General features: G+C 44.7%; 24 protein-coding genes. 17 read left to right on the top strand and 7 right to left on the bottom strand.

Features of this window, described 5'->3' with window-relative positions; genetic code table 11:
- Positions 1 to 142: 142 nt before the first annotated feature.
- On the bottom strand, positions 143 to 1,453 hold the full coding sequence (locus HFA01_RS03765) for a glutamine synthetase family protein (RefSeq protein WP_146813357.1): 1,311 nt from the start codon (positions 1,451 to 1,453) through the stop codon (positions 143 to 145).
- Positions 1,454 to 1,675: 222 nt separating this feature from the next.
- On the opposite strand from HFA01_RS03765, the gene HFA01_RS03760 reads away from it, so the two are divergent.
- Positions 1,676 to 2,068, top strand: coding sequence for a hypothetical protein (locus tag HFA01_RS03760; RefSeq protein WP_146813355.1), 393 nt, complete (start codon positions 1,676 to 1,678; stop codon positions 2,066 to 2,068).
- Between the two features lie 116 nt (positions 2,069 to 2,184).
- Positions 2,185 to 3,111, top strand: a complete 927-nt coding sequence (locus HFA01_RS03755) for a manganese-dependent inorganic pyrophosphatase (protein ID WP_146813353.1) — start codon at positions 2,185 to 2,187, stop codon at positions 3,109 to 3,111.
- A gap of 225 nt (positions 3,112 to 3,336) precedes the next feature.
- Here the strand turns inward: HFA01_RS03755 and HFA01_RS03750 are convergent, their stop codons facing one another.
- Positions 3,337 to 3,867: a hypothetical protein gene (locus HFA01_RS03750; protein WP_146813351.1), complete on the bottom strand. Its 531-nt coding sequence runs from the start codon at positions 3,865 to 3,867 to the stop codon at positions 3,337 to 3,339.
- 350 nt (positions 3,868 to 4,217) lie between these two features.
- On the opposite strand from HFA01_RS03750, the gene HFA01_RS03745 reads away from it, so the two are divergent.
- The 4 genes from HFA01_RS03745 to HFA01_RS03730 all read left to right on the top strand — a co-directional run bounded on the left by HFA01_RS03745 (position 4,218) and on the right by HFA01_RS03730 (position 7,763).
- Positions 4,218 to 4,829, top strand: a complete 612-nt coding sequence (locus HFA01_RS03745) for a Type 1 glutamine amidotransferase-like domain-containing protein (RefSeq protein WP_146813349.1) — start codon at positions 4,218 to 4,220, stop codon at positions 4,827 to 4,829.
- A gap of 188 nt (positions 4,830 to 5,017) precedes the next feature.
- The gene (locus HFA01_RS03740; protein ID WP_146813347.1) at positions 5,018 to 5,587 is read left to right on the top strand and encodes a copper resistance CopC family protein; all 570 of its coding nucleotides are present in this window, start codon (positions 5,018 to 5,020) and stop codon (positions 5,585 to 5,587) included.
- Positions 5,584 to 6,654 carry a CopD family protein gene (locus HFA01_RS03735; RefSeq protein WP_146813345.1) on the top strand — a complete coding sequence of 357 codons (1,071 nt, stop codon included), beginning with the start codon at positions 5,584 to 5,586 and terminating at the stop codon, positions 6,652 to 6,654. Before HFA01_RS03740 ends, HFA01_RS03735 begins: the two co-directional genes overlap by 4 nt.
- Before the next feature lie 95 nt (positions 6,655 to 6,749).
- Positions 6,750 to 7,763, top strand: coding sequence for a DUF1835 domain-containing protein (locus HFA01_RS03730; RefSeq protein ID WP_146813343.1), 1,014 nt, complete (start codon positions 6,750 to 6,752; stop codon positions 7,761 to 7,763).
- 46 nt (positions 7,764 to 7,809) lie between these two features.
- Here HFA01_RS03730 and HFA01_RS03725 read toward each other — a convergent pair whose 3' ends face one another.
- A complete protein-coding gene (locus HFA01_RS03725) occupies positions 7,810 to 8,391 on the bottom strand; it encodes a GNAT family N-acetyltransferase (RefSeq protein WP_146813341.1) in 582 nt (193 codons plus the stop codon).
- 117 nt (positions 8,392 to 8,508) lie between these two features.
- On the opposite strand from HFA01_RS03725, the gene corA reads away from it, so the two are divergent.
- Complete coding sequence (gene corA / locus HFA01_RS03720) at positions 8,509 to 9,459, top strand: magnesium/cobalt transporter CorA (RefSeq protein ID WP_146813339.1); 951 nt, start codon at positions 8,509 to 8,511, stop codon at positions 9,457 to 9,459.
- A gap of 653 nt (positions 9,460 to 10,112) precedes the next feature.
- On the opposite strand, the gene HFA01_RS03715 is transcribed toward corA, so the two are convergent.
- Positions 10,113 to 10,502 (bottom strand): SET domain-containing protein, encoded by a 390-nt coding sequence (locus HFA01_RS03715; protein ID WP_146813337.1) that lies wholly within the window; start codon positions 10,500 to 10,502, stop codon positions 10,113 to 10,115.
- Between the two features lie 198 nt (positions 10,503 to 10,700).
- Between HFA01_RS03715 and HFA01_RS03710 the strand changes: the two genes are divergently transcribed.
- Positions 10,701 to 12,224 (top strand): glycine betaine uptake BCCT transporter, encoded by a 1,524-nt coding sequence (locus HFA01_RS03710; protein ID WP_146813335.1) that lies wholly within the window; start codon positions 10,701 to 10,703, stop codon positions 12,222 to 12,224.
- Positions 12,225 to 12,271: 47 nt separating this feature from the next.
- Here the strand turns inward: HFA01_RS03710 and HFA01_RS03705 are convergent, their stop codons facing one another.
- Entirely contained in the window at positions 12,272 to 12,835 is a 564-nt protein-coding gene (locus tag HFA01_RS03705) for an FAD-dependent oxidoreductase (protein WP_146813333.1), read from the bottom strand.
- Between the two features lie 368 nt (positions 12,836 to 13,203).
- On the opposite strand from HFA01_RS03705, the gene HFA01_RS03700 reads away from it, so the two are divergent.
- Positions 13,204 to 14,589, top strand: a complete 1,386-nt coding sequence (locus HFA01_RS03700) for an MFS transporter (RefSeq protein WP_146813331.1) — start codon at positions 13,204 to 13,206, stop codon at positions 14,587 to 14,589.
- Between the two features lie 150 nt (positions 14,590 to 14,739).
- On the opposite strand, the gene HFA01_RS03695 is transcribed toward HFA01_RS03700, so the two are convergent.
- A complete protein-coding gene (locus HFA01_RS03695; protein ID WP_146813329.1) occupies positions 14,740 to 15,072 on the bottom strand; it encodes a hypothetical protein in 333 nt (110 codons plus the stop codon).
- Positions 15,073 to 15,145: 73 nt separating this feature from the next.
- Positions 15,146 to 15,871, bottom strand: coding sequence for an SDR family NAD(P)-dependent oxidoreductase (locus tag HFA01_RS03690; protein WP_146813327.1), 726 nt, complete (start codon positions 15,869 to 15,871; stop codon positions 15,146 to 15,148).
- 203 nt (positions 15,872 to 16,074) lie between these two features.
- Here HFA01_RS03690 and HFA01_RS03685 point away from each other — a divergent pair, with 203 nt between their 5' ends.
- The 8 genes from HFA01_RS03685 (at position 16,075) to HFA01_RS03665 (ending at position 22,138) form a co-directional block, all read left to right on the top strand.
- Positions 16,075 to 16,608 carry an HD domain-containing protein gene (locus tag HFA01_RS03685; RefSeq protein WP_146813325.1) on the top strand — a complete coding sequence of 178 codons (534 nt, stop codon included), beginning with the start codon at positions 16,075 to 16,077 and terminating at the stop codon, positions 16,606 to 16,608.
- A 425-nt stretch (positions 16,609 to 17,033) separates the two neighbouring features.
- Positions 17,034 to 17,168 carry a hypothetical protein gene (locus tag HFA01_RS19135; protein ID WP_281290442.1) on the top strand — a complete coding sequence of 45 codons (135 nt, stop codon included), beginning with the start codon at positions 17,034 to 17,036 and terminating at the stop codon, positions 17,166 to 17,168.
- Between the two features lie 118 nt (positions 17,169 to 17,286).
- Positions 17,287 to 17,421 (top strand): hypothetical protein, encoded by a 135-nt coding sequence (locus HFA01_RS19130; protein ID WP_281290441.1) that lies wholly within the window; start codon positions 17,287 to 17,289, stop codon positions 17,419 to 17,421.
- Positions 17,422 to 17,507: 86 nt separating this feature from the next.
- Complete coding sequence (locus tag HFA01_RS19125; protein ID WP_255574141.1) at positions 17,508 to 17,636, top strand: hypothetical protein; 129 nt, start codon at positions 17,508 to 17,510, stop codon at positions 17,634 to 17,636.
- Positions 17,637 to 17,814: 178 nt separating this feature from the next.
- Complete coding sequence (locus HFA01_RS03680) at positions 17,815 to 19,086, top strand: molybdopterin molybdotransferase MoeA (RefSeq protein ID WP_146813323.1); 1,272 nt, start codon at positions 17,815 to 17,817, stop codon at positions 19,084 to 19,086.
- Positions 19,073 to 20,104 carry a GTP 3',8-cyclase MoaA gene (moaA, locus tag HFA01_RS03675; protein ID WP_281290440.1) on the top strand — a complete coding sequence of 344 codons (1,032 nt, stop codon included), beginning with the start codon at positions 19,073 to 19,075 and terminating at the stop codon, positions 20,102 to 20,104. Before HFA01_RS03680 ends, moaA begins: the two co-directional genes overlap by 14 nt.
- A gap of 82 nt (positions 20,105 to 20,186) precedes the next feature.
- The gene (locus HFA01_RS03670) at positions 20,187 to 20,612 is read left to right on the top strand and encodes a YwpF-like family protein (RefSeq protein WP_146813321.1); all 426 of its coding nucleotides are present in this window, start codon (positions 20,187 to 20,189) and stop codon (positions 20,610 to 20,612) included.
- Between the two features lie 164 nt (positions 20,613 to 20,776).
- Positions 20,777 to 22,138 (top strand): TrkH family potassium uptake protein, encoded by a 1,362-nt coding sequence (locus HFA01_RS03665; RefSeq protein ID WP_146813319.1) that lies wholly within the window; start codon positions 20,777 to 20,779, stop codon positions 22,136 to 22,138.
- Positions 22,139 to 22,146: the final 8 nt, after the last annotated feature.

Raw genomic sequence — 22,146 nt, 5'->3', positions numbered from 1 at the left:
AAGAAGAAAGGAACGCGCGCAAGAAGAAAGGAACGCGCGCAAGAAGAAAGGAACGCGCGCAAGAAGAAAGGAACGCGCGCAAGAAGAAAGGAACGTGCACAAAAAAGCAGCGCCCATCAGAGGAGCGCTGCTTTTCTTTATCTTACTTGTTCATATATTTGTCGATTTCCCACTTGCTTACTTGCAAGGAGTACTGAGTCCACTCATCTTCTTTGTCTTCAATATATGCATTGGCTGTGTGATCGCCAAGAGCTTTAAGAAGAACTTCGTCTTTCTTAAGTGCAGAAAGAGCTTCTTTCAAGTTTGTAGGAAGTGTTGGTACACTGTCGTCCTCAACTTCGTACAGGTTACGGCTTTCTGCTTCACCTGCATCATATTCGTTACGGATACCTTCAAGACCAGCTTGGATCAGTACCGCAAGCGTCAGGTAAGGGTTCGCTGTCGGGTCCGGGTTACGGACTTCGAAACGCGTACCTTGACCACGTGTTGTTGGAACACGGACCATACAGCTACGGTTAGAGTGAGACCAAGCGATACTTACAGGTGCTTCATAACCAGGAACAAGACGCTTGTAAGAGTTTACGTTCGGGTTCGTGATCGCTGCAATAGCGCGAGCGTGGTGAAGGATACCTGCGATGAACTGTTTCATTGTTTTAGAAACGCCGTCTTTTGCATCTTCATCATAGAAAGCACTGTCGCCATCTTTGAATAGGGAAAGGTGGGCGTGCATGCCAGAACCGTTCTCGCCTGCGATTGGTTTAGGCATGAATGTCGCGTGATAATCGTGGTTTGTAGCGATATCTTTTACGACATTTTTGAATGTTTGGATGTTATCAGCTGTTTTCAGCATGTTGTCAAAACGGAAGTTGATTTCGTGCTGACCCATCGCTACTTCGTGGTGGGAAGCTTCCATTTCGAAACCGAATTTTTTCAGTGTACGTACGATGTCACGACGTACTTTGTCCCCTTTATCTTTAGGAGAAGCATCGAAGTATCCACCGCGGTCGTTCATTTCGCGGATCGGGTAACCATCTTTGTCCAATTTGAATAGGAAGAATTCTGGTTCTGGACCGACGTTTACGGTGTAACCCATATCTTCTGCTTCTTTCATTGCACGTTTAAGGATGTAACGAGGGTCTCCTTCGAATGGAGTGCCATCTGGCTTGTAGATATCACAAATGAAGCGCGCGCTGCGATCTTCATCGACCAAAGAAGGAAGTAGTAGGAATGTATCTAGGTCTGGAACAAGATACATATCACTTTCTTGGATATCGGAAAAACCGGAAATGGAAGAACTGTCGAACATCGCTTCATTAGCTAAGACCATTTCTAGCTCTTCAGCTGGTAGTTCAACATTTTTCGTATCCCCATACATATCTGTGAATTCTAATAGTAGAAATTCAACGTTGTTTTCTTTTACTTCCTGAATAATTTGCTCTTTTGTGTAAGTCATACATTACCCTCTCTTTAACAATTTTTTTATGAGATTTGTATCCGGAATAGTGCTGGATATGTACCTCACTTTTTCTTATGTAAGGAATTCTAACACATAGTGTAGACAAATCTCAAATGTCTTTTATGTAAATTCCCTTATTTTTTTCACCTAAACCTATGATTTAGCAAAAAAATTCGTGCTCCTACATAAGGTAGATTATAAGTGGAATGGAGGGATGGAATGAACCGTAAAAAGCTAGTTATCATGCAGTCTTTGGCCATCTTTGGGTACTTGATATTTACATCATTCGCTACAGTAAAAGTACAAGGGACAGCTCTTGTGACAGAAAATTTTTATTTTTATATTATTTTCTCACAATTTGTCTATGTCCCGGTAGGAATTCTACTCGCTCTTCCTGAGTTGCTTCGTCAATGGGGAGAGGGAGGGCAGTGGAAATGGAAGAAAAGGTACGGACTGTTTTTTCTTTTCCCTACTTTATATATGATACTGGTTCCCTATGTCATCCCTGTCGATTCACTCTTTCCTAATCTACTGATCACCAACCCCTCAGTGAGCTCGGTCATTCAGGTTCTGTGTGGTTATTTCATAATCAAAGGATTTGAAAAAGAATAGTTTCTTTTCCATATTAAGGGGAATGGTAGGAGAAGATGGACTATGGCTGCAATCTATTTTATAATCGAGACGGACAAGGCATCCTACATACCCTTGATAAAGAAAGGAAGATTTTTGTGAGCAAAACATTCATTTTCGGGCACAAGAGCCCCGATACGGATACGATTACTTCAGCACTCGTGTATGCTGAGTTGAAAAAAGCCCTTGGCGAAGAGGTAGAAGCGGTTCGTCTCGGGGAAGTAAATGGAGAAACTCAATTTGCATTGGATCAGTTCAATGTCGATGCGCCGCGTCTTGTTGAGCGTGTATCTGATGAAGTCGAGCAGGTCATCCTTGTCGACCATAACGAGCGCCAGCAAAGTGCTGACGATATTGATGAGGTACAGGTGCTAGAGGTCATCGATCACCACCGTATTGCAAACTTTGAAACAAAAGGACCTCTTTACTATCGTGCCGAGCCTGTCGGATGTACGGCAACAATTTTGAACAAGTTGTATAAGGAAAAAGGACAGCAAGTATCGCAGCCAATGGCAGGACTGATGCTTTCTGCAATCATTTCCGATTCCCTGCTGTTCAAATCACCGACATGCACAGACGAAGATCGTAAAGCAGCGGAAGAACTTGCAGCGATCGCTGGTGTAGATGCTGAAGAATACGGCCTGAAGATGTTAAAAGCGGGCGCAGATATCAGTGACAAGACAGCTGAAGAATTGATCACCCTGGATGCAAAAGAGTTCGACATGGGAGATAAAAAAGTAGAGATCGCTCAAGTGAACACGGTTGATACAGATGATGTGCTTTCCCGTAAGAGTGAGCTTGAAGCAGCGATTGAAAAGAACGTTTCTGAAAAAGGATTGGACTTGTTCTTACTAGTCGTTACTGACATTCTGGAGAGCGACTCTACAGTCGTTGCGGTTGGTAACGAAACAGAAGCAGTAGCAAAAGCTTTCGAAACAGAGCTTGATGGCAATCAGGCTGTTTTGAAAGGTGTTGTCTCTCGTAAGAAGCAAATCGTACCTCCATTGAACACATATTTCGGATAAGAAAAAAAGCGAACGCCTCCTTGTGAGGCGTTCGCTTTTTTATATGGTCTATTCTTTTCTAGATAAGCTCCTTATTATGGAAGACTATGTTGGGGTATGTTTACATGATATATAGTAATTGGGAAAGTAGTTTTTCCCCGCACAGCCCCGACCCGCTTATACAAAAGTATCGAAAGCAAGTTTTTCACACACCTGTCTTATCGTCTAAAGCCTATTTTGGATACTCTATGATAAAAACTCTTCATTAAATGAGTGGATCGTTTCGGTCAAGGCCTGCATTTTTTCTTTATCAGAAACCGTAAAAGAATCTTTGTCCACGATGTACTGGACATCGGTGTGGAGCTGCTTTAGAGCAGCCGTGATCTCCTCTGCCTTGTCTGAATCCTCCTCTTCAAATGACTCCGTAGTAATCACCGATCGAAGCTTGAATAACTCATTCGAGTAATCACGGAAATATCCTTTTTCCAATTCACTGGATCGTTCAGCAGCATTCAATAGTCTTTGATTTCCGGTCAGTTGCTGGAGGCTACGGGTAAGCAATGTCTCTGCGTAGAACTTTGCTTTTTCATCTTCCTCGCTATGAAACGACTCAAAAGATAGTGTGACGTCTTCAATACGAAAAGGAAGTTCAGATACTGCAGAAGTGGCGGCATCTCTTGTGAACGTGTCAATCTCTGAGGACTTGGTTGTATCGAACCAAAGATATGCGAATACGAGACTAGTTAATAAGAAGATTCCTGTAAGAATTTTGTACATGGGGATCGGGCTCCTTTTTGCTATCCATCATTAACCGTATCGTATCATGGAACACGTCGGCATGTGGATAAAAAGAATTGAGTATTCCATGAACTTTTGAAATAATTGGTAAAAAGTGAGTGAATTCAACCATGCGGATCTTCGTGCATTATGTCGTTGCTTTCTGTATTTCTTTCTTGAGCGGAGTCGTTACATTTCATAAAAGAGAATGTTCATGAATGACGTACGATGGGCTATGGTGTTCTTTCTTGTAGGTTTTCTTATTTTCCCCGCTCATTCCATCGGGGGAGTTCGAGTGGTTGGGCTGTTGTTCTTTTGTACATGTTCCATAAAAAGAAAGGTGAGGTGGAATGGGAGCATTAATTCTTTCAGGTGGCGGAAGTGCAGAGCAGAACGGGAAAGCTCATGAAGCGTTCGTAGAGAGGCTTGACCAAAGAAAGCCTCTCCTTTATATCCCGGTCGCAGGGGACCCTGAACAGAGGCCTCATGAAGAGAGCTTCCGTTACATAAAAAATTGTCTTAAGCCGTTCGGTATGTCTAAGTTTAAAATGTGGACGGAAATTAACAATCGTTCACTAGAGGAAATTCAAACATACTCGGGGGTCTATATCAGCGGAGGTTGTTCCTTCAAGCTGAGAAGGTTGATGGGTGAGAGTGGATTCGATCGTATTCTCCTGGAGTATTACAAACAAGGCGGCGTCGTTTTCGGTCAGAGTGCAGGTGCGATGCTGTTCGGAGAGGCCCCTTCAGGAGGAGTTTTGAACCTTGTGGAGGGCTACAGGATCTGGTGTCACTACAAACCTGAGAATAAAAGGGAAATCGATATAGTCACAAGAAGAGACGGATTACAAATCCTCGCTATGAAAGACGGCGGATCTGTCCTTGTTTCTGATAAGACGATAAAGAGGGTCAGTGGTGGTATCTATATATTTGATAGAGGTAAGAAAAACACCATTCAATAAACCCTCGATGGAAGGAATCTCGACAAAGTCTTGGTTCATGTTCCCTTCATGAGCGGAGGTTTTTGTTCACCAAATTGTCCATGTTTTCCTCTGGTATTCCTACCTTTGCTCTGATTAAATGAGAGAAGGAGTGAACCATCGCTCCTTTACATTCGTAGTCTTTATAAAAGAGAAAAAGGAGTAGGACCATGAAATATATCTCTATGTTTTGTTTACTTATTGTACTTGCACTGCCAATGACGGTAGGGGCACATACACATCTTGAAAGCTCAGAACCTACATCAGGAGAGGCGTTAACCTCTGAAGACCCTGGTGTCACACTGACCTTTGACTCAAAAGTCCAGGAGCCTACTGCCCTGACGGTTACAGGTGAAGATGGACAGGAGTTCGACATAAAGAGCTATACCCATTCCCCTGAAAATGTGATTGAATTCAGCATTCCTGATGAAGTCGATGGTGGGGAGATCGAGGTCTTCTACAGCATCATCGGGGAAGACGGACACGTTATGGAAAATCAGCTGCCTTTTACCTATGCGGTGAACGAGGAGTCAGCTGTACCTGAAAAGGACACCGAAACAGAAGAACCAGCAACGACTTCAGGTGAAGATGAAAATGCGAACGGAGAAGCATCTGAGAGTGACCAAGTGGCAGCGTCCAACCAGGGGAATGAATCGATGGTCTGGATTGTACCGGTACTTGGATTCGGGATTTTGAGTACGGCTGTCCTTGTATTTCTAGGGATCAAGAAAAAATCATGATTCATGCGTTAACGAATGGAGGCCTCTATGCTTGTCTCTCCATTCTGATCGGAGCAAGCCTCCTGTCCTTTTCCGATGAAAAGCTTGCTCATCGAAGAAAGACATGGACTGTCATCACTCTGGTTGTACCTGTTTTCGCTTTATTTCCCATCATAGAGCTCTCGGTTATGCTTCAGGGTTATCGCGATGGCAGCTTTTTGTCGAGTCTCATTCACGTGCTTACCCAGTTGAAGGGAGGACAGTCATGGATTCTTTTATTTTCCCTGTCTGGTCTTCATATGGTGTTGCTGAACACAGTTAAAAGGCCAAAGATCGTCTATTCATTCAGTTTACTAATCATCGTGGGTATGATTCTCACCCAAAGTATGACGGGGCATTCCGCGAACACAAATTCTTTTCAAGGGGCTCTCTTTCATACCATTCATTTTATCGCTGTAGGCGCATGGTCTGGAATATTGCTGGTTGTCAGCTTTTTTTCTGATTGGGAGCACCATTGGGAATCCTTTGTGGGCTGGTTTACGAAGGTAGCTATCGGCTGTATCGTTTGGGTGATCCTGACTGGAGTAGCTATGAGTTTATTATTATCAGAGAGTATCGTAGGTTCATGGATGCTCTCCTATGGTCAGGCGTTGTTAGTCAAACATCTTCTGTTTATCGTTCTCCTGCTGTTTGCTTTCGTCAATGGTTTTCTCATTAAGCGCTTAGTAGCGGAGGATGCCGGTTTCTCACCCAAGCGCTGGTGGAAAGCGGAAAGTCTTCTCGTCGTTTTCATCTATACGATTACAGGATACATGACTGAACAAGAAACGCCGCATAATATTGCACAAACACTGGAGCAACAGGAACCTTCTGTCCTTTTCCGTCTATTCACAACGGTTGACGGGCTCGGCCCATTGACCCTTGCTCCAAATTTGATCAGTATCGCTTCTTTAGTCTTAGCCTTCATTTTTCTGCTGTTTACCGCAGTGATGGTCAAGCGCAATTCGCTGTCAGGAACTTTTTTCGTCAGTGCCATGGTTGTATGGTGCTTGTACCTAGGTCTTATGAGCAGTGTATCACTGAGTTAAGCGGACACCTATGCGGGTGTCCGTTTTTTATAAAATGAAACCATTAAGCCTGTTGAATCGTATTTACGTTTATTCCTTATTAAAGGAGGTAGGAAATGGAACGATCCATGAAAAGAAAACTTGAACGATTGAAGGAAGACGAGATGCGTACCATCCTGCTTCATCAGTGGACGCTCTTCTCTTATTTAGAAATGGGGAAGATTTCAGAGAAAGAATGGTTCGATCGGATAAAAGAAATGAATGAAAGAACAGAACGAGAGTGTGATGATCGTCTGACCCCGTTCCAAGGGGAGGAAGGGAACGGGGTAGAGCACGTACATATCGTCTTTAGTGAATCTACGAAAGGCTCTTTGCAACTTGCTTTGAACCAAAAAGAGTCGAGGGAAGAAGTCATAGCTCTTTCTCCTATGTTTTCCATCGGGCCCATTCAGGATTTGGATAAAATGGAAGGCATCGAAAAGCGGAAGGAATGGCTGTTCTATCATCTTGTCATAGATGATGAAGAGTGGATGCACATGGGAGAAGATTCCCTGAAGACCATTGAAGACTTAAGGTCCATTCCAACTGGGGTGCCGGTTACAATCTGGGCCGGTAACAATGCCCATGAACAGACCGGAATTCGTTTTGTGATGCACCTTTTGAAAAATAAACCCAACGAAATCGATGTGGTTCAAGTAACGGATGTTTTAGATTTTCCGCTTCACACAGGGGAACTCTCTCCCGATCGTTTTGCGGTTTTGTTGGAGCGTTCCTTTAGGTTCCCCGTGTCCGGACAGATCAAGAAATCCTATCGGGACGAATGGCACGCTTTATCCGAGGAAAATGCGAATCTCCGAGTGTGGGTGGAAGGCATCCAATCGAAGTCTGAAGACTATTTTGATGCGGCTCTCATCCAATCATTAAAAAGGTTGCAGGGAGAAAGCGGAGATTACATAAAAGCAGCCCGATTAATTGGGGAAGTACTGGGGCACTCGTCACAAGTCGTGGGGGACAGCTTTTTTGAGTACCGAGTCCGTGAACTTGTCCTGCAGAGGGAATTCCTGATTCGTGGTGTTCCGAGAGGGATGAGGTATTACGAAGTGAAAGGGAATACAGGACAAGTCATTTAGAAGGATAGGAAAAAGAAAAAGCTTGGCTGCTTAGCCAAGCTTTTTTCTATGCCCGTTTCATCCATTCTTCTCTAAGCACACCCATACGAATCGAATCATAAAACCGCCCCTCATAAATGCGGCACTTCCTTAAGCGACCTTCGACTTTCATGCCGAGCTTTTCACCAACTCGCATCATGCGTTCATTTTTGGACCATGTCGTAAGACCTACGCGCGCAAGAGGAAGCGTGCTGAAAAGGTAGTCGACCCAAAGCTCCAGGGCTTCAGAGCCATACCCACCGTTCCAATAGTCGGGATCATAGATGCCGATGCCGACTTCGAGCCATAGAGATGGCTTGTGCTCCCAATAGTAGGTGACTGTACCGACGGTCTTGCCGTCTACTTCGATGATGAGTCGTGAATCGGGTTCGTTCGGGCCGAGTCTGTTGATGCGGGCTTTTTCGTGGCTGCGATAGCTTTCAAGCGTATGAGGCTCGAGCGGATAATAGGGCGCATCCCATTTTTTCCATTCCGGTTGGTCGCCATTGTAGATCAACTGGTACAAGACGGGAATATCATTCTCAGTGATCGCCCGTAAGGTTACCCGTTGTCCTTTTAATTGTTCATCACTTTTCAATCGTTGCAGCATCCGCATGCCTCCGTTCCGTCTTTTCTTCCATCGTACCATAAGTGAGAATGGTTGTTTGAATTATTTCGTTTACGGTTATAAAAGAAAGAATAAGACGTACATAGGTAGGTGAAACGCATGATTGAGGTTTTAGCTTATAGTAGGGAGTCTGGGTTGCATGACAATCTCTCTATCGAAGAACTTTCCAGTGGGGACTGGGACTGGTATTGGGTCGACTTCAATCAACCGTCCGAGGGGGAAGTAACGCTTTTAGAAAAAACGTTCGAGTTCCACCCTTTGGCGGTTGAGGACTGTTTGCACGGACTGCAGCGTCCGAAGCTGGATTATTATGATGATCACAGCTTCATCGTTGTCCACTCCATAAATCCACAGACGCTGGAGCGGGAGGAAATCAACGTTTTTCTCGGTCATTGTTCCATCGTTACTTTTCACAAAGAGAAGAATGAACCGCTGGAACAAGCGAAAAGGATCGTCAAGGGTAACAAGCAGCATGAGGATGTCGATGAGTATTATGTCTTTCATCAGATTCTGGATAAGGTCGTCGACCATTATTTTCCAATCATTTATAAAATTGAAGACCACATCAATGAAATTGAAGACAACACGAAAGATTTGTCGATGGAAAGGCTGCTTGAGGAATTGTTTGATCGACGCAGTGAACTGCTGACGTTGAGGCAGACGATTCACCCGATGAGAGATCTGCTCTACCGTATTTTGAACACAAGGCACTTGGATGGGGTGTTTGATCGACGGGAATACTTTGCAGATATCCATGACCACTTGATCAAAGTGGCCGACATGGTTGCATCGAACAGGGAAATGACCCAGGACATCCGGGACAGCTATTTGTCCTTGAACTCCCACGAAACGAACCGGACGATGCAGATCCTTACCGTCATCAGCGTCATCTTCATGCCACTGACATTCATCGTTGGTGTGTATGGCATGAACTTTGCCAACATGCCTGAGCTGCAGACAGAGTACGGTTATTTTGTCGTCTGGGGAGTCATGATTGCTGTCGCGATTGCCATGTTCATCTGGTTCCGAAACAAAGGATGGTTTGATTGAACCTCAGACGTTAGACGGAAGCCACCCGGGCGGTTGGCTTCCGTCTTTTTTCAGTCTGAAGGATGAAAGAAAATCACTCCAACGGCTGTTAGAAAGAAAAGCGAGGCGGTCTATACTTAAAGTACCAACAAAACGAAGGAGTTGACCGGAATGATCAACATCTTTGAAATCTCTACCGATATCCAGGACCGCCGCCCTCGCTGAATATATAGAATGAAACGCTCGTGACTGAGAGGTCGCGGGCGTTTTTTTTAGTGATCAAGGTTCCCCGTAGAGTGGAGGGTTGGGGGATATATTAGCAGGTTTAGCTGTTTTTTTAGCGGCTTTTAGAGTTATATTAGCAGGTTTGGCAGATATATTAGCGACTTTGCCGGATTTATAATCATCCTATCTCACGCACCCCAATAAGCAAATAAGGCGGAAGCGGCTCAGTCCTTTCCCCTCCGTCCTTTTTCGGTCCAGAGGATGAAGGGATATCACTCCAACGGCCGTTAGAAAGAAATGGAAAGCGCTCTATACTTAAAGTAACAAGAAAACAAAGGAGATGACCGGAATGATCAACATCTTTGAAATCTCTATCGATATCCAGGAGCGCCGCCCTCGCTAATAAAAACGGTCGTGACGAATGTCACGACCGTTTATTAATGTTCAATTTAAGATTCTTCTTCGTCCTTGTCGAACCAAAGAAGTTCCTGCTCATCAACAAAACCATTGTAGTTGATGTACACTTCTTCATCCGCTTTGATATCTTTGTAGGCATAAAAGTCAAACGTGTGTGTCTCGAAATTGATGACATAGTTGGCGTTCGGCTCGTAGGAGTGGTTGAACATCATTCCATAACCGAGCACAAAGGCCGTGTGGTTTTCGCCGTACTCAAACGCATAATCAGCGAGGCGGGTTTTTTCAATGTGGACGTGTTCTTCATTTGGATAAGGGATGACAGGAGCCTGGTGGATGAGCTCATTTTTGGCAATGTCCCTTTTTGCGAAAATGCCGCGGTTCAATTCTTCGTTTTCAAGTGTGGACGTACGTACTTCGATCATCGTCTCACCTCCGTAATTTTTTCTTCTATAAAAGCGATCCGTTTCTACGGATAATCTCGTGTCTTTGACTATTCAAGTCTGACAGGTATCGGAATGGAAAGCAACTTTCTTATTTTTCAGTTTTCCTCAAAAAGAATAGGAAAAGCATGTGGAAAGATACTATCTCTAACAATCTTTTTTGGAAGGGATCGCTTGCTGATGAAAAAATTCAATACGGTTTTTAAGGTTTCAGCTGGAATCATGCTTGTCCTTGTCATCATTGGGGTCGTCTGGCCGGATGGTTTGGAACAGATGACTACGAACGTCAAAAGCTTCATCGCCAACAAATTGGGCTGGTATTACTTGATCGTCGTCACACTTTTTGTGCTTGTTTGTCTCACATTCCTTTTCACACCGCTTGGGCGGATCAAATTAGGGAAAAAGGGGGAGAAACCCGAATTTTCACGTCCGACCTGGATTGCGATGCTTTTCAGTGCCGGCATGGGAATCGGGATCGTGTTCTGGGGAACAGCGGAACCGATCAGTCACTATGCCATCAGTTCACCGACGGGCGAGACCGGGACCGATCAGGCGATCAAAGATGCCATGCGGTTCACCTTTTTCCATTGGGGCATTCACGCCTGGGCCATATACGGGATTGTTGCGCTTGTGCTCGCTTATTTCAATTTCCGTCACGGTCACGCGGGGCTTATTAGTGCCACATTAAAACCGTTGATCGGTGAAAAGGCAGCAGAAGGAGTGGTTGGAAAAGTCATTGATATCCTTGCTGTCATCGCGACTGTCATCGGGGTGGCGACGACTCTTGGGTTTGGAGCCGTGCAGATCAATGGAGGGCTATCCTATCTTTTTGATATTCCGACCGGCATTTTCGTTCAATTCATTATCGTCGCGATTGTCACCGTTTTGTTCATGATTTCCGCCTGGACGGGTTTAGGAAAAGGAATCAAGATCCTCAGTAATGCGAACATGGCGCTTGCCGGGCTCCTTTTTCTTCTCGTCTTCATAGTGGGACCGACGATGTTCATCTTGAACATCTTCACCAGTTCCATTGGGGCCTATTTTCAATACTTGCCTACCATGAGCTTTCGGATTGCTCCTCTTAACCAGGAAACACGTGAATGGATCAATGCGTGGACGATCTTTTACTGGGCCTGGTGGATTGCGTGGTCACCTTTTGTCGGTGTGTTTATTGCCCGTGTTTCAAGGGGACGTAGTATTCGTGAGTTTGTTTTCACTGTCCTTGTGATCCCATCCATCATCGGTTTCTTATGGTTTGCGACCTTCGGTGGTACCGCTATTCAACTGGAGCACAATGCCATTGATACGATTTCGTCGCTGGCTACAGAAGAATCGTTGTTCGGGGTGTTCTCGAATGTACCGCTCGGGTGGCTGGCTTCGATTGTTGCGATGACACTGATCGCTACGTTCTTCATCACCTCCGCAGACTCAGGAACTTTTGTCCTCGGGATGATGACGACAGGTGGTTCTGAAACACCGGGAACATCCATCAAGCTGACATGGGGTGGATTGTTGTCTGCAACCGCCTTGGCTCTTCTTTATACAGGAGGATTGCAGGCGCTGCAAAATACGATGATTATCGCAGCTTTGCCATTTTCGATCATCATGTTGATGATGGTCATCAGTTTTGTGAAGGCGATCTACAAAGAAGGTAGGGAGCTGGGTGTAGGACGGTTCAACCCGCCGGACGATAAAAAATCATAAAGCAAGCCCCTGGTCTCTAAAGGTCAGGGGCTTGTTTTGTTACGTATTTATTTACTCATCACGTCATGGTCCACATAGCGCTTGCCATTCAACTCACTAATGACGTTGATGGCGACTTTTGCTCCATCACCTGATGTCACACTCGTATGGACACTCACACCCGCAACGGTCCCTGCGGCCCAAACTTTCGGTTTGGACGTACGTCCGTGTTTGTCGGTTTCAATAATTTTTGCCACGCGCGGTTCAGTTCCTTCAACAACATCAAGACCAAACGATTCGGCAGCTTTCACCGACATACCGGTCGCAAAAATGACGTGGGAGGCTTCATAACTGCCCTCTGCGGTATGGATGACATAGAGCTGTTCTTTTTCCTCAATGGAAACCACATCATCCTGAATGATTGCTGCTCCGAATTTCTGCGCCTGTTTCTGTCCCTGTTCTAATAATTTCGGGCCTTCGATCGGATCGACGCCGTAGTGATTTTCAACCCAGGCTTTCGCTGTAATGCTTTTTCCGTTATCAAAAAGAATCGTTTTCTTTCCGGCCTTTGCTGTGAAAAGACCGGCACTGGCACCAGCAGGTCCGGCACCGATAATCGCTACATCGTACATCCAACCACTCCTTTTTGAAGTCTCTCCTCCATTATATCTGAATTTTCCGTCCATTTAAATTTGTACAGTATGGTTATGTTGAACAATCTGGCCGGATTGTGGAAATTCGATAACGAGGCTTTTGTTGAAGTATAGGGCTCCGGGAAAAGGTTCGCTTTCCGTGGGCGAGTGATGAGCCTCCTCGAGCTATTCCCCGCAGCCCCTCCACGTAACAAAAGTATCGAAACCATTCTTCCAACTCGAAGCTTATAACAAATAAATATGAAGACTAAGTAAAATTTTCATTTCCGACGTTTGACCGTTGCTTTATTTAAAGATGTCCTGTAGAATCATTTCGGGTAACGAAATAATAGGAGGGAGATCAAAACATGAAGGAAGAACAACAAGTACGTAACCCAAAGGGATTATTGATCTCCCTTTGCGCGGTTATGATGATGTCAGTGATGAATGGAACGATGTTCAACATCGCCGTTCCCGATATAGCAAAAACCTATCAATTGATGCCATCGGAAGTCAGCTGGGTCATGACCGGATATATAATGGTCTATGCTGTCGGAGCTCTCACATACGGGAAATTGGCCGACTTTTATCCGTATCGAACGTTGATTACGTTCGGCCTCAGTATTTTTTGTGCCGGATCCTTGTTCGGCTTTTTCGCTCAAAACTATGGGATGGTGCTTTTAGCCAGGGTCATCCAGGCTGTCGGTGGGGCCATGATACCGGCGCTCGTTTTCCTGGCACCGATCCGTTATTTTCCGAATGAACGGGGGAAAGTACTCGGCATCGTTTCCTCTGTGATGGCGTTCGCTTCAGGTGTCGGTCCGATTGCCGGTGGATTCATTGCAGGTTTTCTCGATTGGCGTTATTTGTTCTTAACGTCTGCGATGATTATCATTACCTTGCCATTCTTACGTAAAAACCTGCCTCAGGAAGAATCGAAAAAAGGGTACATCGATTATGTCGGTGCCGCGTTGATCGCTGGGGTCATTTCCACGCTCATGCTTGGTATTACTCTGGGAATTACATGGTTATTCCTATTTACGGTTCTATTCTTTGTTTTGAATTTATGGCGGATGAAGGCGATTGACGAACCGTTCATACCAGCTCATCTATTCAAAAGCAATCAGTACAGAGCGACTATCATTACGAGTTTTCTAGGCGTCGTTTGTTTGTTCGGTATGATGTTCATGCTGCCCATCATGTTCCGTGATGCCTATGGACTTGGAACGATGATGATTGGCCTCGTCCTTTTTCCTGGTGCCTTAAGTGCAGCCTTGATGGGTCAAAAGGGTGGGAACCTCGTTGATTCTAAGGGGAACACGTTCGTTCTCTATATGGCTCTAGGATTGCTTGGGACCGGATTTATCGTGTTATCTACACTCGTTGGAGCTCATCCGTATATCGTAAGTGCAGCGATTATCATTTCCTACATGAGCTTCCCGCTCGTGCAGGCATCATCCGCTGACATCCTTGCGAACATTTTACACAAAAATGAAACCGGAGTAGGCATGGGCGTGTTCAACCTGCTCAACTTCGTATCCGGTGCGCTAAGTGGGGCTTTGATCGGAAAAGCGCTTGATGTATTCAATCCGAACCAGCCGTTCAACTGGTTTGGTTTTGAAGGTACGACGGCGGTTTACAGCAACATTTTCCTTGCTTTCGCACTTATCATCAGTTTAGGGTTCCTACAGTTCCGATTGAATTTCTATAAAAAAGAACAGACGTATGCGCAAAAGAAACCCGCTTCCTTGTAAAAGGAGCGGGTTTTCGTCTTATGTAAAAAATTGGCGAAGGAGTCTGAGATTGGCATGAAGACTAGGGTGGTCACTCCTTCGCTGGGAAGAAGAATCTTAATAATTCGACATTTACATACTACAGATTATTCCATAATAATTGTACAAAAGTTATACCAGGATAGAAGTTTCGTTTTCCACCATATCCTCATTGTATTTTCTGCGACACGTACTTTCAGCAATATGGTCCTGCCATTCGCCTTTAATTTCATCATAAACATCATCGACACACTCGCCATCGATAATCATGACGAACGACTCTTCTTTGTTCATAAATAGGAAAAATGATAATAATTTCGGAAGGTGCCCAGCATCAGCGATCAGCTGATTTTGATGTAAGTATAAGTCACACCCATTTTTCGAAATCGTTTTGTACACTTTCATGATCTGGTTGGTTTTTAACGGGCGGTTCAATGTGATTTGGTAAGAAGACAGTTGATTCACTGTCGTCACCTCCGTAATGTTTTGTTGCTATATCACTACCCGTACAAAACTTGTACTAAACATTTCGCCATTTTCAGTGTTCATAAATCATCTTTCGAGTCATACCGCCATCCAAAGTCAGATTTTCTCCATTCACAAAACCATTCTCTACATCCGTCAAATAAAAACAAGCTTTGGCAACGTCCCTCACTGTGCCTGCACGATTGGACAAATGCTGATGATGGTCCTTCTCTCTCAATTCATTCGGATTTCCGGTATGAATCCATCCTGGGCTGATGCTGTTCACCCGAATGTTGTAGGGAGATAAAGAAGCGGCCATCGCATGGGTCAGTGCAAAAATACCTCCTTTACTTGCGGCATATGCTTCCGAGTCAGGCTCAGACATGAATGCCCTCGTGGACGCGATATTCACAATCCGTCCTGAAGTCTCCTCCTGCTTCCACCGTTCCGCTGCATATTTAGCAAAAAGAAAACAGCTGCGCAGGTTCGTATTCAGCACACGGTCCCATTCATTAACATCCAACTCGAACATTGATTTAAACTCGCTCACGCCAGCATTGTTGATCAATATGGAAAAAGGTTCTTTGATGTTTTGAAAAAGGGTTTTGACCTGCTTTGGATCACTCACATCACACCGCAAAAACAGCCCATCCACATTTTCCATCGTTTTCTGGCCTTTTTCTTCATTCACATCACAGCCAATCACGCGGTACCCTTCCTCTGCATAAGCTGTAGCTAATCCACGTCCAATGCCCTTGGCAACGCCTGTGATGAGTACCGTTTCTTTCTGTTTTGTCATGGTTATTCCTCCCCGGTATCGTTTCCTTTTTCTATTATAGGGTAAACCTCCCTATGGATGTGAAATAAAGGGTTGAGCTATAAACTCCTCACTTAGTATCCCTTCACCATCAATCTCTCCTAAAGCGACCATCCTTATAAGTGGAATCTTGTTCTAAAAGGGTAATCATGGTATGATCTTTTTTAAAAATCGGAGGTGATCGTATGAAAAGAGTGACACTCGTCGATGTGTTCAAACACCGCATTACTCAAAAGTACTTGCAGCGCTCAGGCATCAACCACGCGGTCACCGTTGCAGGATACGCATTTGATATGGCTGTGAAAAAGGGAGTGGACCCTGATCTTGCTACCAAATCAGCTTTACTTCATGACATGGGACATTATGAATGGTACCGCGATGGCAAATGGGATTATGATGAATACCGAAAGTCCGACATTCATGCAATCAAAGGAGCAGAACGGGCGCATAAGCTCCTGATCCGGCTCGGCGAAGACCGTCTTGTAGCGAAAGAGGTGTCTGTAGCTGTTCTTCTCCACACGGACAGTTATCTGCCTTTTGGCTTGGAAGAAAAAAGAACCGCGCTTCAAGATGTGGTTGCAAAAGCCGATGAAAAGGATGAGCAGCCGATGGGGCTGCATCATTACAAACAAATGGACAGAAGCGAAGCCTTGAAACGCTTGCACGAATTGGATTTGAAAATCGAAGAATTTTTAGAAGATGATGATGAGCTGGCATAACTCTCGCTGTCCTTTCATACAATGGATCAGAGCAGGGGCGTGACAGGGCAGAATTTTCTGCCCTTCTAAAAAAGTCAAGAATATTTTGGGAATGGGCTTTACTTTCCGTAAAACGTCCTATATAATTTCCAGTGTAAGAAAAATTTCTCAGGAAGCGAGGTCGAAAAAACATGAAAAACTGGATGACACAAAACCAAACCAACTTCATATCATCGACCTGCGCGGAGGTCCAATACTGAGATCTACGACTATTCATAAAAAGCATTCATAGGAGCCGCAGGAGATGCATAATGTATTCCTGTGGCTTTTTTATTGGAGAGATTTCTTCAAAAAGCCGCAGTATGCCCTGCGGCTTTTTCTTATGCTATCTAAGAGTAAAATTACTCTTTAGATATAAATATTACACTTCGGAAAGGGGGATTGTCATGACGATTCAATTTTTAATTTTTACGATTACCGTTGCGAAAAACAAGAAAAGTTATCAGCCTTTACCAGGATACCGACCGACAGCCAAAGACCAGTGGCTTGACCGGAAATCTGCATTCAGCCGTTACATGTAACACCGACAAATTTTAAGGAGATGATGAAAATGGGAGAATTGCTAAGAATGGCTTTTATGAACTGGTTGAATGTTGAGAAGGATACCGCTTAGCCTCAGTACAAAGAGGAGGAAAATACATGAGAATCCATATGATTCTTTTTACCATCATTATTGAACGTGCGGATGTCGCCTCTGTCGAGAAATCGAAACGACGCAGCCGGCAGATCGAACAGAAAATCAATGATGTAAAAAGCAAATATACATTTATATAAATGATAAAACCTCTGCTTAACAGGCAGAGGTTTTGTCATAAAATCCTCCTTTCCTTGGGACAATAGGAAAGAGGGGAGTGAGTGAAATGGCATCTGGAAACAAAAAAATAACGAAGCGTAATGAGAAAAAACATGCGCGTAAAGAAGAAAGACGTAGCAAGAAACAGGACGAGACAGCAATCAACCACGTTGTCAATGTGTACGATCCTATCTAAATGAGACCAAGCCCGGAGCTGTTGCTTCGGGCTTTTTTTATATCCAAACATCAGCAGGATTCGCGTTTATTTTCGGAGCGTTTGGGGAAAAGAACATAATCCTGCATAGACAATCTTTGAAAAAATATGAATATTCCTATATGTTCAAAGGAAGACGTGATTAAAGGAAGGATCGAAAATGAACTTACATAGAAAACCACTCCCTGTCAGTGAAGCTGTCGACAGGGTCATGATGGATAAAAAAGAAGGAAGGGTTGAAACCGTTCCTCTTGAGAATAGCGATCGCCGTCGTTTAGCTGAGGACATGATAGCCACACACGCTGTTCCTCCCTTCAACAAATCTCCTTACGACGGATTTGCTCTGCGTGCGGAGGATACGAGGCATTTATCACGGGAAAATCCGGGTCACTTTCGTGTAACGGAGACGATTGGTGCCGGCCAGCTGGCCAGTCACCCGGTAGAAAAAGGAGAAGCGGTCCGAATCATGACAGGGGCAGAGATCCCAGCTGGTGCGGATTGTGTCGCAATGTTTGAAATCTGCCAAACCTACGATGACCAGGGCACCTCTTATATGACATTGAAGCGTTCGATGGATCAGGATCAGAATATTATCGGGAAAGGTTCAGAGACAGAGGAGGGGACCGTGCTCGTTGAAGCTGGTACCCGCATCAACCCTGGTGTGAAAGCTCTGCTCGCAACATTCGGATATCCGGAAGTCAAGGTATATCAGAAACCGAAAATTGGCGTTTTTGCAACAGGAACAGAGCTGCTGGATGTGGACGAACCGCTTCAACCGGGGAAAATCCGCAATTCCAATGCTCCCATGATCTTATCCCAAATTGAACGCGCAGGAGCCGAAGGCCACTTTTTAGGAAAACTTGTCGATGACTTTGACGCTTGTTTCGAAGCGGTTTCCCGCTCTTTGCACGATTACGATTTCCTGATTACGACAGGAGGCGTATCGGTTGGTGATTATGACCTGATGCCAGACATTTATGAAAAACTGGGAGCTCGAGTGCTCTTTAATAAAGTTGCGATGCGTCCGGGGAGTGTAACCACCGTCGCAGAGCTTGACGGTCAGCTTCTTTATGGACTAAGCGGCAATCCGTCTGCCTGTTACGTCGGTTTCGAACTATTCACCTATCCAATCATACAAAGGTTGCTTGGGAACTTTAAACCTTACCATACACGCATCAAAGCCACGCTCGGGGAGGACTTCCCTAAACCGAATCCATTCACCCGGTTCGTACGTGGAAAAATTCACTACGAGGAAGGGAGGGTGATGGTGTCACCCGCAGGGATGGACAAATCGAATGTCGTCACATCCTTGGCTCATACAGATGCCTTTCTTGTGCTTCCTGGAGGAACGAGAGGGTTTGAAAAAGGAGACGCTGTAGAAGCCATTCTTTTAGAAGATCAAGGCGGACAAAAATATTTTGAGGAGGGGTGATCTTATCGAATCCCACATCATTGATCAACTCGGTCGTCCCATAAAAGATTTAAGAATATCTGTGATCGATCAATGTAATTTCCGATGTACATACTGTATGCCGGCAGAAATCTTCGGTCCGGACTATGCGTTTTTACCAAAGGAAGAACTCCTGAGTTTTGATGAAATCGTGCGGCTTGCAGAAATCTTCGCTAAATTCGGAGTGGAAAAAATTCGTCTGACCGGAGGCGAGCCGCTGATGAGGAAAGGTCTTGCCGACCTTGTGCGCCGGTTAAAAGAGATCGATGGCATCGAGGATATTGCCGTTACGACGAATGCGGTCTTTCTCGTCAGACAGGCCCAGAAACTGAAGGATGCCGGGCTTGACCGTGTGAACATCAGCCTGGATGCGATTGAAGATCACGTTTTCCAGGAAACGAATGGACGAGGAATCAAAACGAAACCCGTATTAAAAGGGATCGAAGCAGCCAGAGAAGCCGGTTTGAAAATAAAAATCAACATGGTTGTCAAAAAAGGAATGAATGAAGACCAAATCCTTCCGATGGCGCGTTACTTTAAAGGTACAGGCGACACTCTCCGCTTCATTGAATTCATGGAAGTCGGCAACCATAACGGCTGGAATATGGATGCGGTCGTTTCGAAAAAATGGATCATCGAACAGATCGATCAAGAAATGCCGCTCGTCGCACAGGATCCGAATTACTATGGAGAGGTAGCTTCCCGCTACAGTTATGAGGATGGATCGGGAGAAATCGGAGTGATTTCCTCCGTGACGGAAGCCTTTTGCTCAAGCTGCACAAGGGCTCGTTTGTCCGCAGACGGCAACCTGTACACTTGTCTTTTCGCCTCTTCCGGGTATGATTTGAAAACCATGCTTCGTGAAGGGGAGAGCGATGATGCGATCACAGATTATCTGCTTGCGATATGGACGGGTCGAACGGATCAGTATTCGGTCGACAGAGCTAAAGGAAAGCCGATGAAAGAGAACAAAATTGAAATGTCTTACATCGGAGGATAAAAAAAGGGTCGAAATCAGTCTTTGCTCCAGTCCTCTCCGTGTTCTATAATAGAGGTAATTATCATTCTCGGAGGTCATTCGAATGAAAACCTTTAAACTGATTTCTCTGGATATCGTGGAAGAAAAGCACGAGGATATTACTCAAAGACGCATTAAGCTCGAAGACGGTTTGATCATCAACAGGGAAGATGATCACGGCCGTTGGATTATTGAAGTTTACGTAGATGAGAGTTATCGCGATTTCTTTGAAACGATGAAAGAAAAGGAAGAAGAAATCATCATCCAAGTGAAGATTACGAAACAAAGCAACCGTCCAGCGACTTTCCTTGTGAAACCGATTGATGTCAACATAATTGGTGACCGGATGAATGTCATCTTTATGGGAACGATTGTCGATCGTCAACAGGAACAAGTGGAATGGGTGTTGAAGCAATTGATGGACGAAGGCTATCAGGGAGAAGACCTCTTAGAAGAATTCAAAAAACGTGGCCAGGAATCAAAAGCATAAGCAAACGATTGGAGGCGTCTGATTTTCAGACGCCTCCGACGTGTGTATTAGTTCAAATGTCTTACATTCTTTAAAAAACGTAAGTAATTTGTCGAATATCCTGCTATACTATTAGTGGTGATAGACATCCATTAGACCTGGCAACATCAAAGGAGTTTTACTATATGTGGGTGAGAAGAAAGAGCCTGCGATGGCTGAATGACTTATCGCCATTCCAATTAATCGCATTATACTATATGGTCGCGGTGACCATATCTTCCATATTGATTGCCCTGCCTGTAGCCCATCGGGACGGGGTCAACGTTGAATTCATCGATGTACTATTTACAGCGGTCAGTGCGGTCAGCGTTACAGGTTTGACCACCCTGCCGACGGCTGAAACGTTCAGCACAACTGGATATTTCATCCTGGCGATCGTTCTTCAATTCGGAGGGATCGGTGTCATGACCTTAGGGACATTGATCTGGTTGATGCTCGGCAAAAAAATCGGTTTGAAAGAACGACGTTTGATCATGACGGATCAAAACCAGACATCCTTCGCCGGAATGGTCCGGCTAGTGAAACAAATCGTACTTGTGGTACTAATGATTGAATTGATCGGTTTCCTTGTTCTCGGCACTTATTTTCTTCAATACTATGAACCAGGCGAAGCCTATTTACAAGGCTTCTTCGGTACCATCAGTGCCATGACGAACGGCGGGTTCGATATCACAGGTCAATCACTGATCCCTTTTCATGACGACTATTTTGTCCAGTTCATCAATATTATCCTTATCATCGCTGGAGCGATCGGCTTTCCGGTTCTGATCGAGGTCAAGCAATACCTGATGCAAAATCAAGAGGAGAAAACGATTCGCTTTTCATTATTCGCCAAGCTGACGACGTTTACTTTCTTCGCTTTGGTCGTATTGGGCACAATCATGATCATCATTTTAGAGAGCAATCATTTCTTTATGGACAAGTCCTGGCATGAAATATTCTTTTATGCCTTGTTCCAGTCTGTCACAACGAGGAGTGGAGGACTCTCCACGATGGATATCAATCAATTCACTGAACAAACCCAGCTGTTCATGTCTTCATTGATGTTTATCGGAGCGTCTCCGAGTAGTGTTGGAGGCGGAATCCGGACAACGACGTTCGCCCTCGTGGTCATCTTCGTATTGACCTTTGCCAGAGGCGGGAACAACATTCGATTGTTTAGAAGAGAAGTCCACCCAGAAGATTTGAATAAAGCGGTGGTCGTTACAATCGTTGCTTTGTTCGTCTGCTTCAGTGCCGTCATCACCCTGACCATCACTGAACCTTTTACACTGAATGAACTCGTTTTTGAGGTCTGTTCTGCGTTCGGTACCGTCGGATTATCCCTCGGCATCACTCCAGGCCTGTCTTCCTTTGGAAAAGTTGTGCTTATGCTGCTCATGTTCTTAGGACGAATCGGATTATTGACGTTCTTATTCTCTTTCAAGAAACATGATAAAGCCCAAGGGAAATATCATTATCCAAGAGAAAGAATCATTATTGGTTAGAACTAAGC

The sequence above is a fragment of the Halobacillus faecis genome (genome assembly GCF_007991335.1).
GTDB classification, from domain to species: Bacteria; Bacillota; Bacilli; order Bacillales; family Halobacillaceae; genus Halobacillus; species Halobacillus faecis.
The sequence above is the reverse complement of the archived record's forward strand: the minus strand, read 5'-3'. Positions and strand labels throughout refer to the sequence as shown.

What these genes read in the sequence shown, in the direction of transcription:
- HFA01_RS03665 (WP_146813319.1), top strand. Translation starts at nt 20,777, where the DNA reads ATGTGGGTGAGAAGAAAGAGCCTGCGATGGCTGAATGACTTATCGCCA.
- HFA01_RS03680 (WP_146813323.1), top strand. Translation starts at nt 17,815, where the DNA reads ATGAACTTACATAGAAAACCACTCCCTGTCAGTGAAGCTGTCGACAGG.
- HFA01_RS03725 (WP_146813341.1), bottom strand. Translation starts at nt 8,391, where the DNA reads ATGCTGCAACGATTGAAAAGTGATGAACAATTAAAAGGACAACGGGTA.
- HFA01_RS03735 (WP_146813345.1), top strand. Translation starts at nt 5,584, where the DNA reads ATGATTCATGCGTTAACGAATGGAGGCCTCTATGCTTGTCTCTCCATT.
- HFA01_RS03750 (WP_146813351.1), bottom strand. Translation starts at nt 3,867, where the DNA reads ATGTACAAAATTCTTACAGGAATCTTCTTATTAACTAGTCTCGTATTC.
- HFA01_RS19125 (WP_255574141.1), top strand. Translation starts at nt 17,508, where the DNA reads ATGGCATCTGGAAACAAAAAAATAACGAAGCGTAATGAGAAAAAACAT.
- HFA01_RS03705 (WP_146813333.1), bottom strand. Translation starts at nt 12,835, where the DNA reads ATGTACGATGTAGCGATTATCGGTGCCGGACCTGCTGGTGCCAGTGCC.
- HFA01_RS03710 (WP_146813335.1), top strand. Translation starts at nt 10,701, where the DNA reads ATGAAAAAATTCAATACGGTTTTTAAGGTTTCAGCTGGAATCATGCTT.
- HFA01_RS03740 (WP_146813347.1), top strand. Translation starts at nt 5,018, where the DNA reads ATGAAATATATCTCTATGTTTTGTTTACTTATTGTACTTGCACTGCCA.
- HFA01_RS03715 (WP_146813337.1), bottom strand. Translation starts at nt 10,502, where the DNA reads ATGATCGAAGTACGTACGTCCACACTTGAAAACGAAGAATTGAACCGC.
- HFA01_RS03745 (WP_146813349.1), top strand. Translation starts at nt 4,218, where the DNA reads ATGGGAGCATTAATTCTTTCAGGTGGCGGAAGTGCAGAGCAGAACGGG.
- HFA01_RS03765 (WP_146813357.1), bottom strand. Translation starts at nt 1,453, where the DNA reads ATGACTTACACAAAAGAGCAAATTATTCAGGAAGTAAAAGAAAACAAC.
- HFA01_RS03730 (WP_146813343.1), top strand. Translation starts at nt 6,750, where the DNA reads ATGGAACGATCCATGAAAAGAAAACTTGAACGATTGAAGGAAGACGAG.
- HFA01_RS19135 (WP_281290442.1), top strand. Translation starts at nt 17,034, where the DNA reads ATGACGATTCAATTTTTAATTTTTACGATTACCGTTGCGAAAAACAAG.
- HFA01_RS03670 (WP_146813321.1), top strand. Translation starts at nt 20,187, where the DNA reads ATGAAAACCTTTAAACTGATTTCTCTGGATATCGTGGAAGAAAAGCAC.
- HFA01_RS03700 (WP_146813331.1), top strand. Translation starts at nt 13,204, where the DNA reads ATGAAGGAAGAACAACAAGTACGTAACCCAAAGGGATTATTGATCTCC.
- HFA01_RS03690 (WP_146813327.1), bottom strand. Translation starts at nt 15,871, where the DNA reads ATGACAAAACAGAAAGAAACGGTACTCATCACAGGCGTTGCCAAGGGC.
- corA (WP_146813339.1), top strand. Translation starts at nt 8,509, where the DNA reads ATGATTGAGGTTTTAGCTTATAGTAGGGAGTCTGGGTTGCATGACAAT.
- HFA01_RS19130 (WP_281290441.1), top strand. Translation starts at nt 17,287, where the DNA reads ATGAGAATCCATATGATTCTTTTTACCATCATTATTGAACGTGCGGAT.
- HFA01_RS03760 (WP_146813355.1), top strand. Translation starts at nt 1,676, where the DNA reads ATGAACCGTAAAAAGCTAGTTATCATGCAGTCTTTGGCCATCTTTGGG.
- HFA01_RS03685 (WP_146813325.1), top strand. Translation starts at nt 16,075, where the DNA reads ATGAAAAGAGTGACACTCGTCGATGTGTTCAAACACCGCATTACTCAA.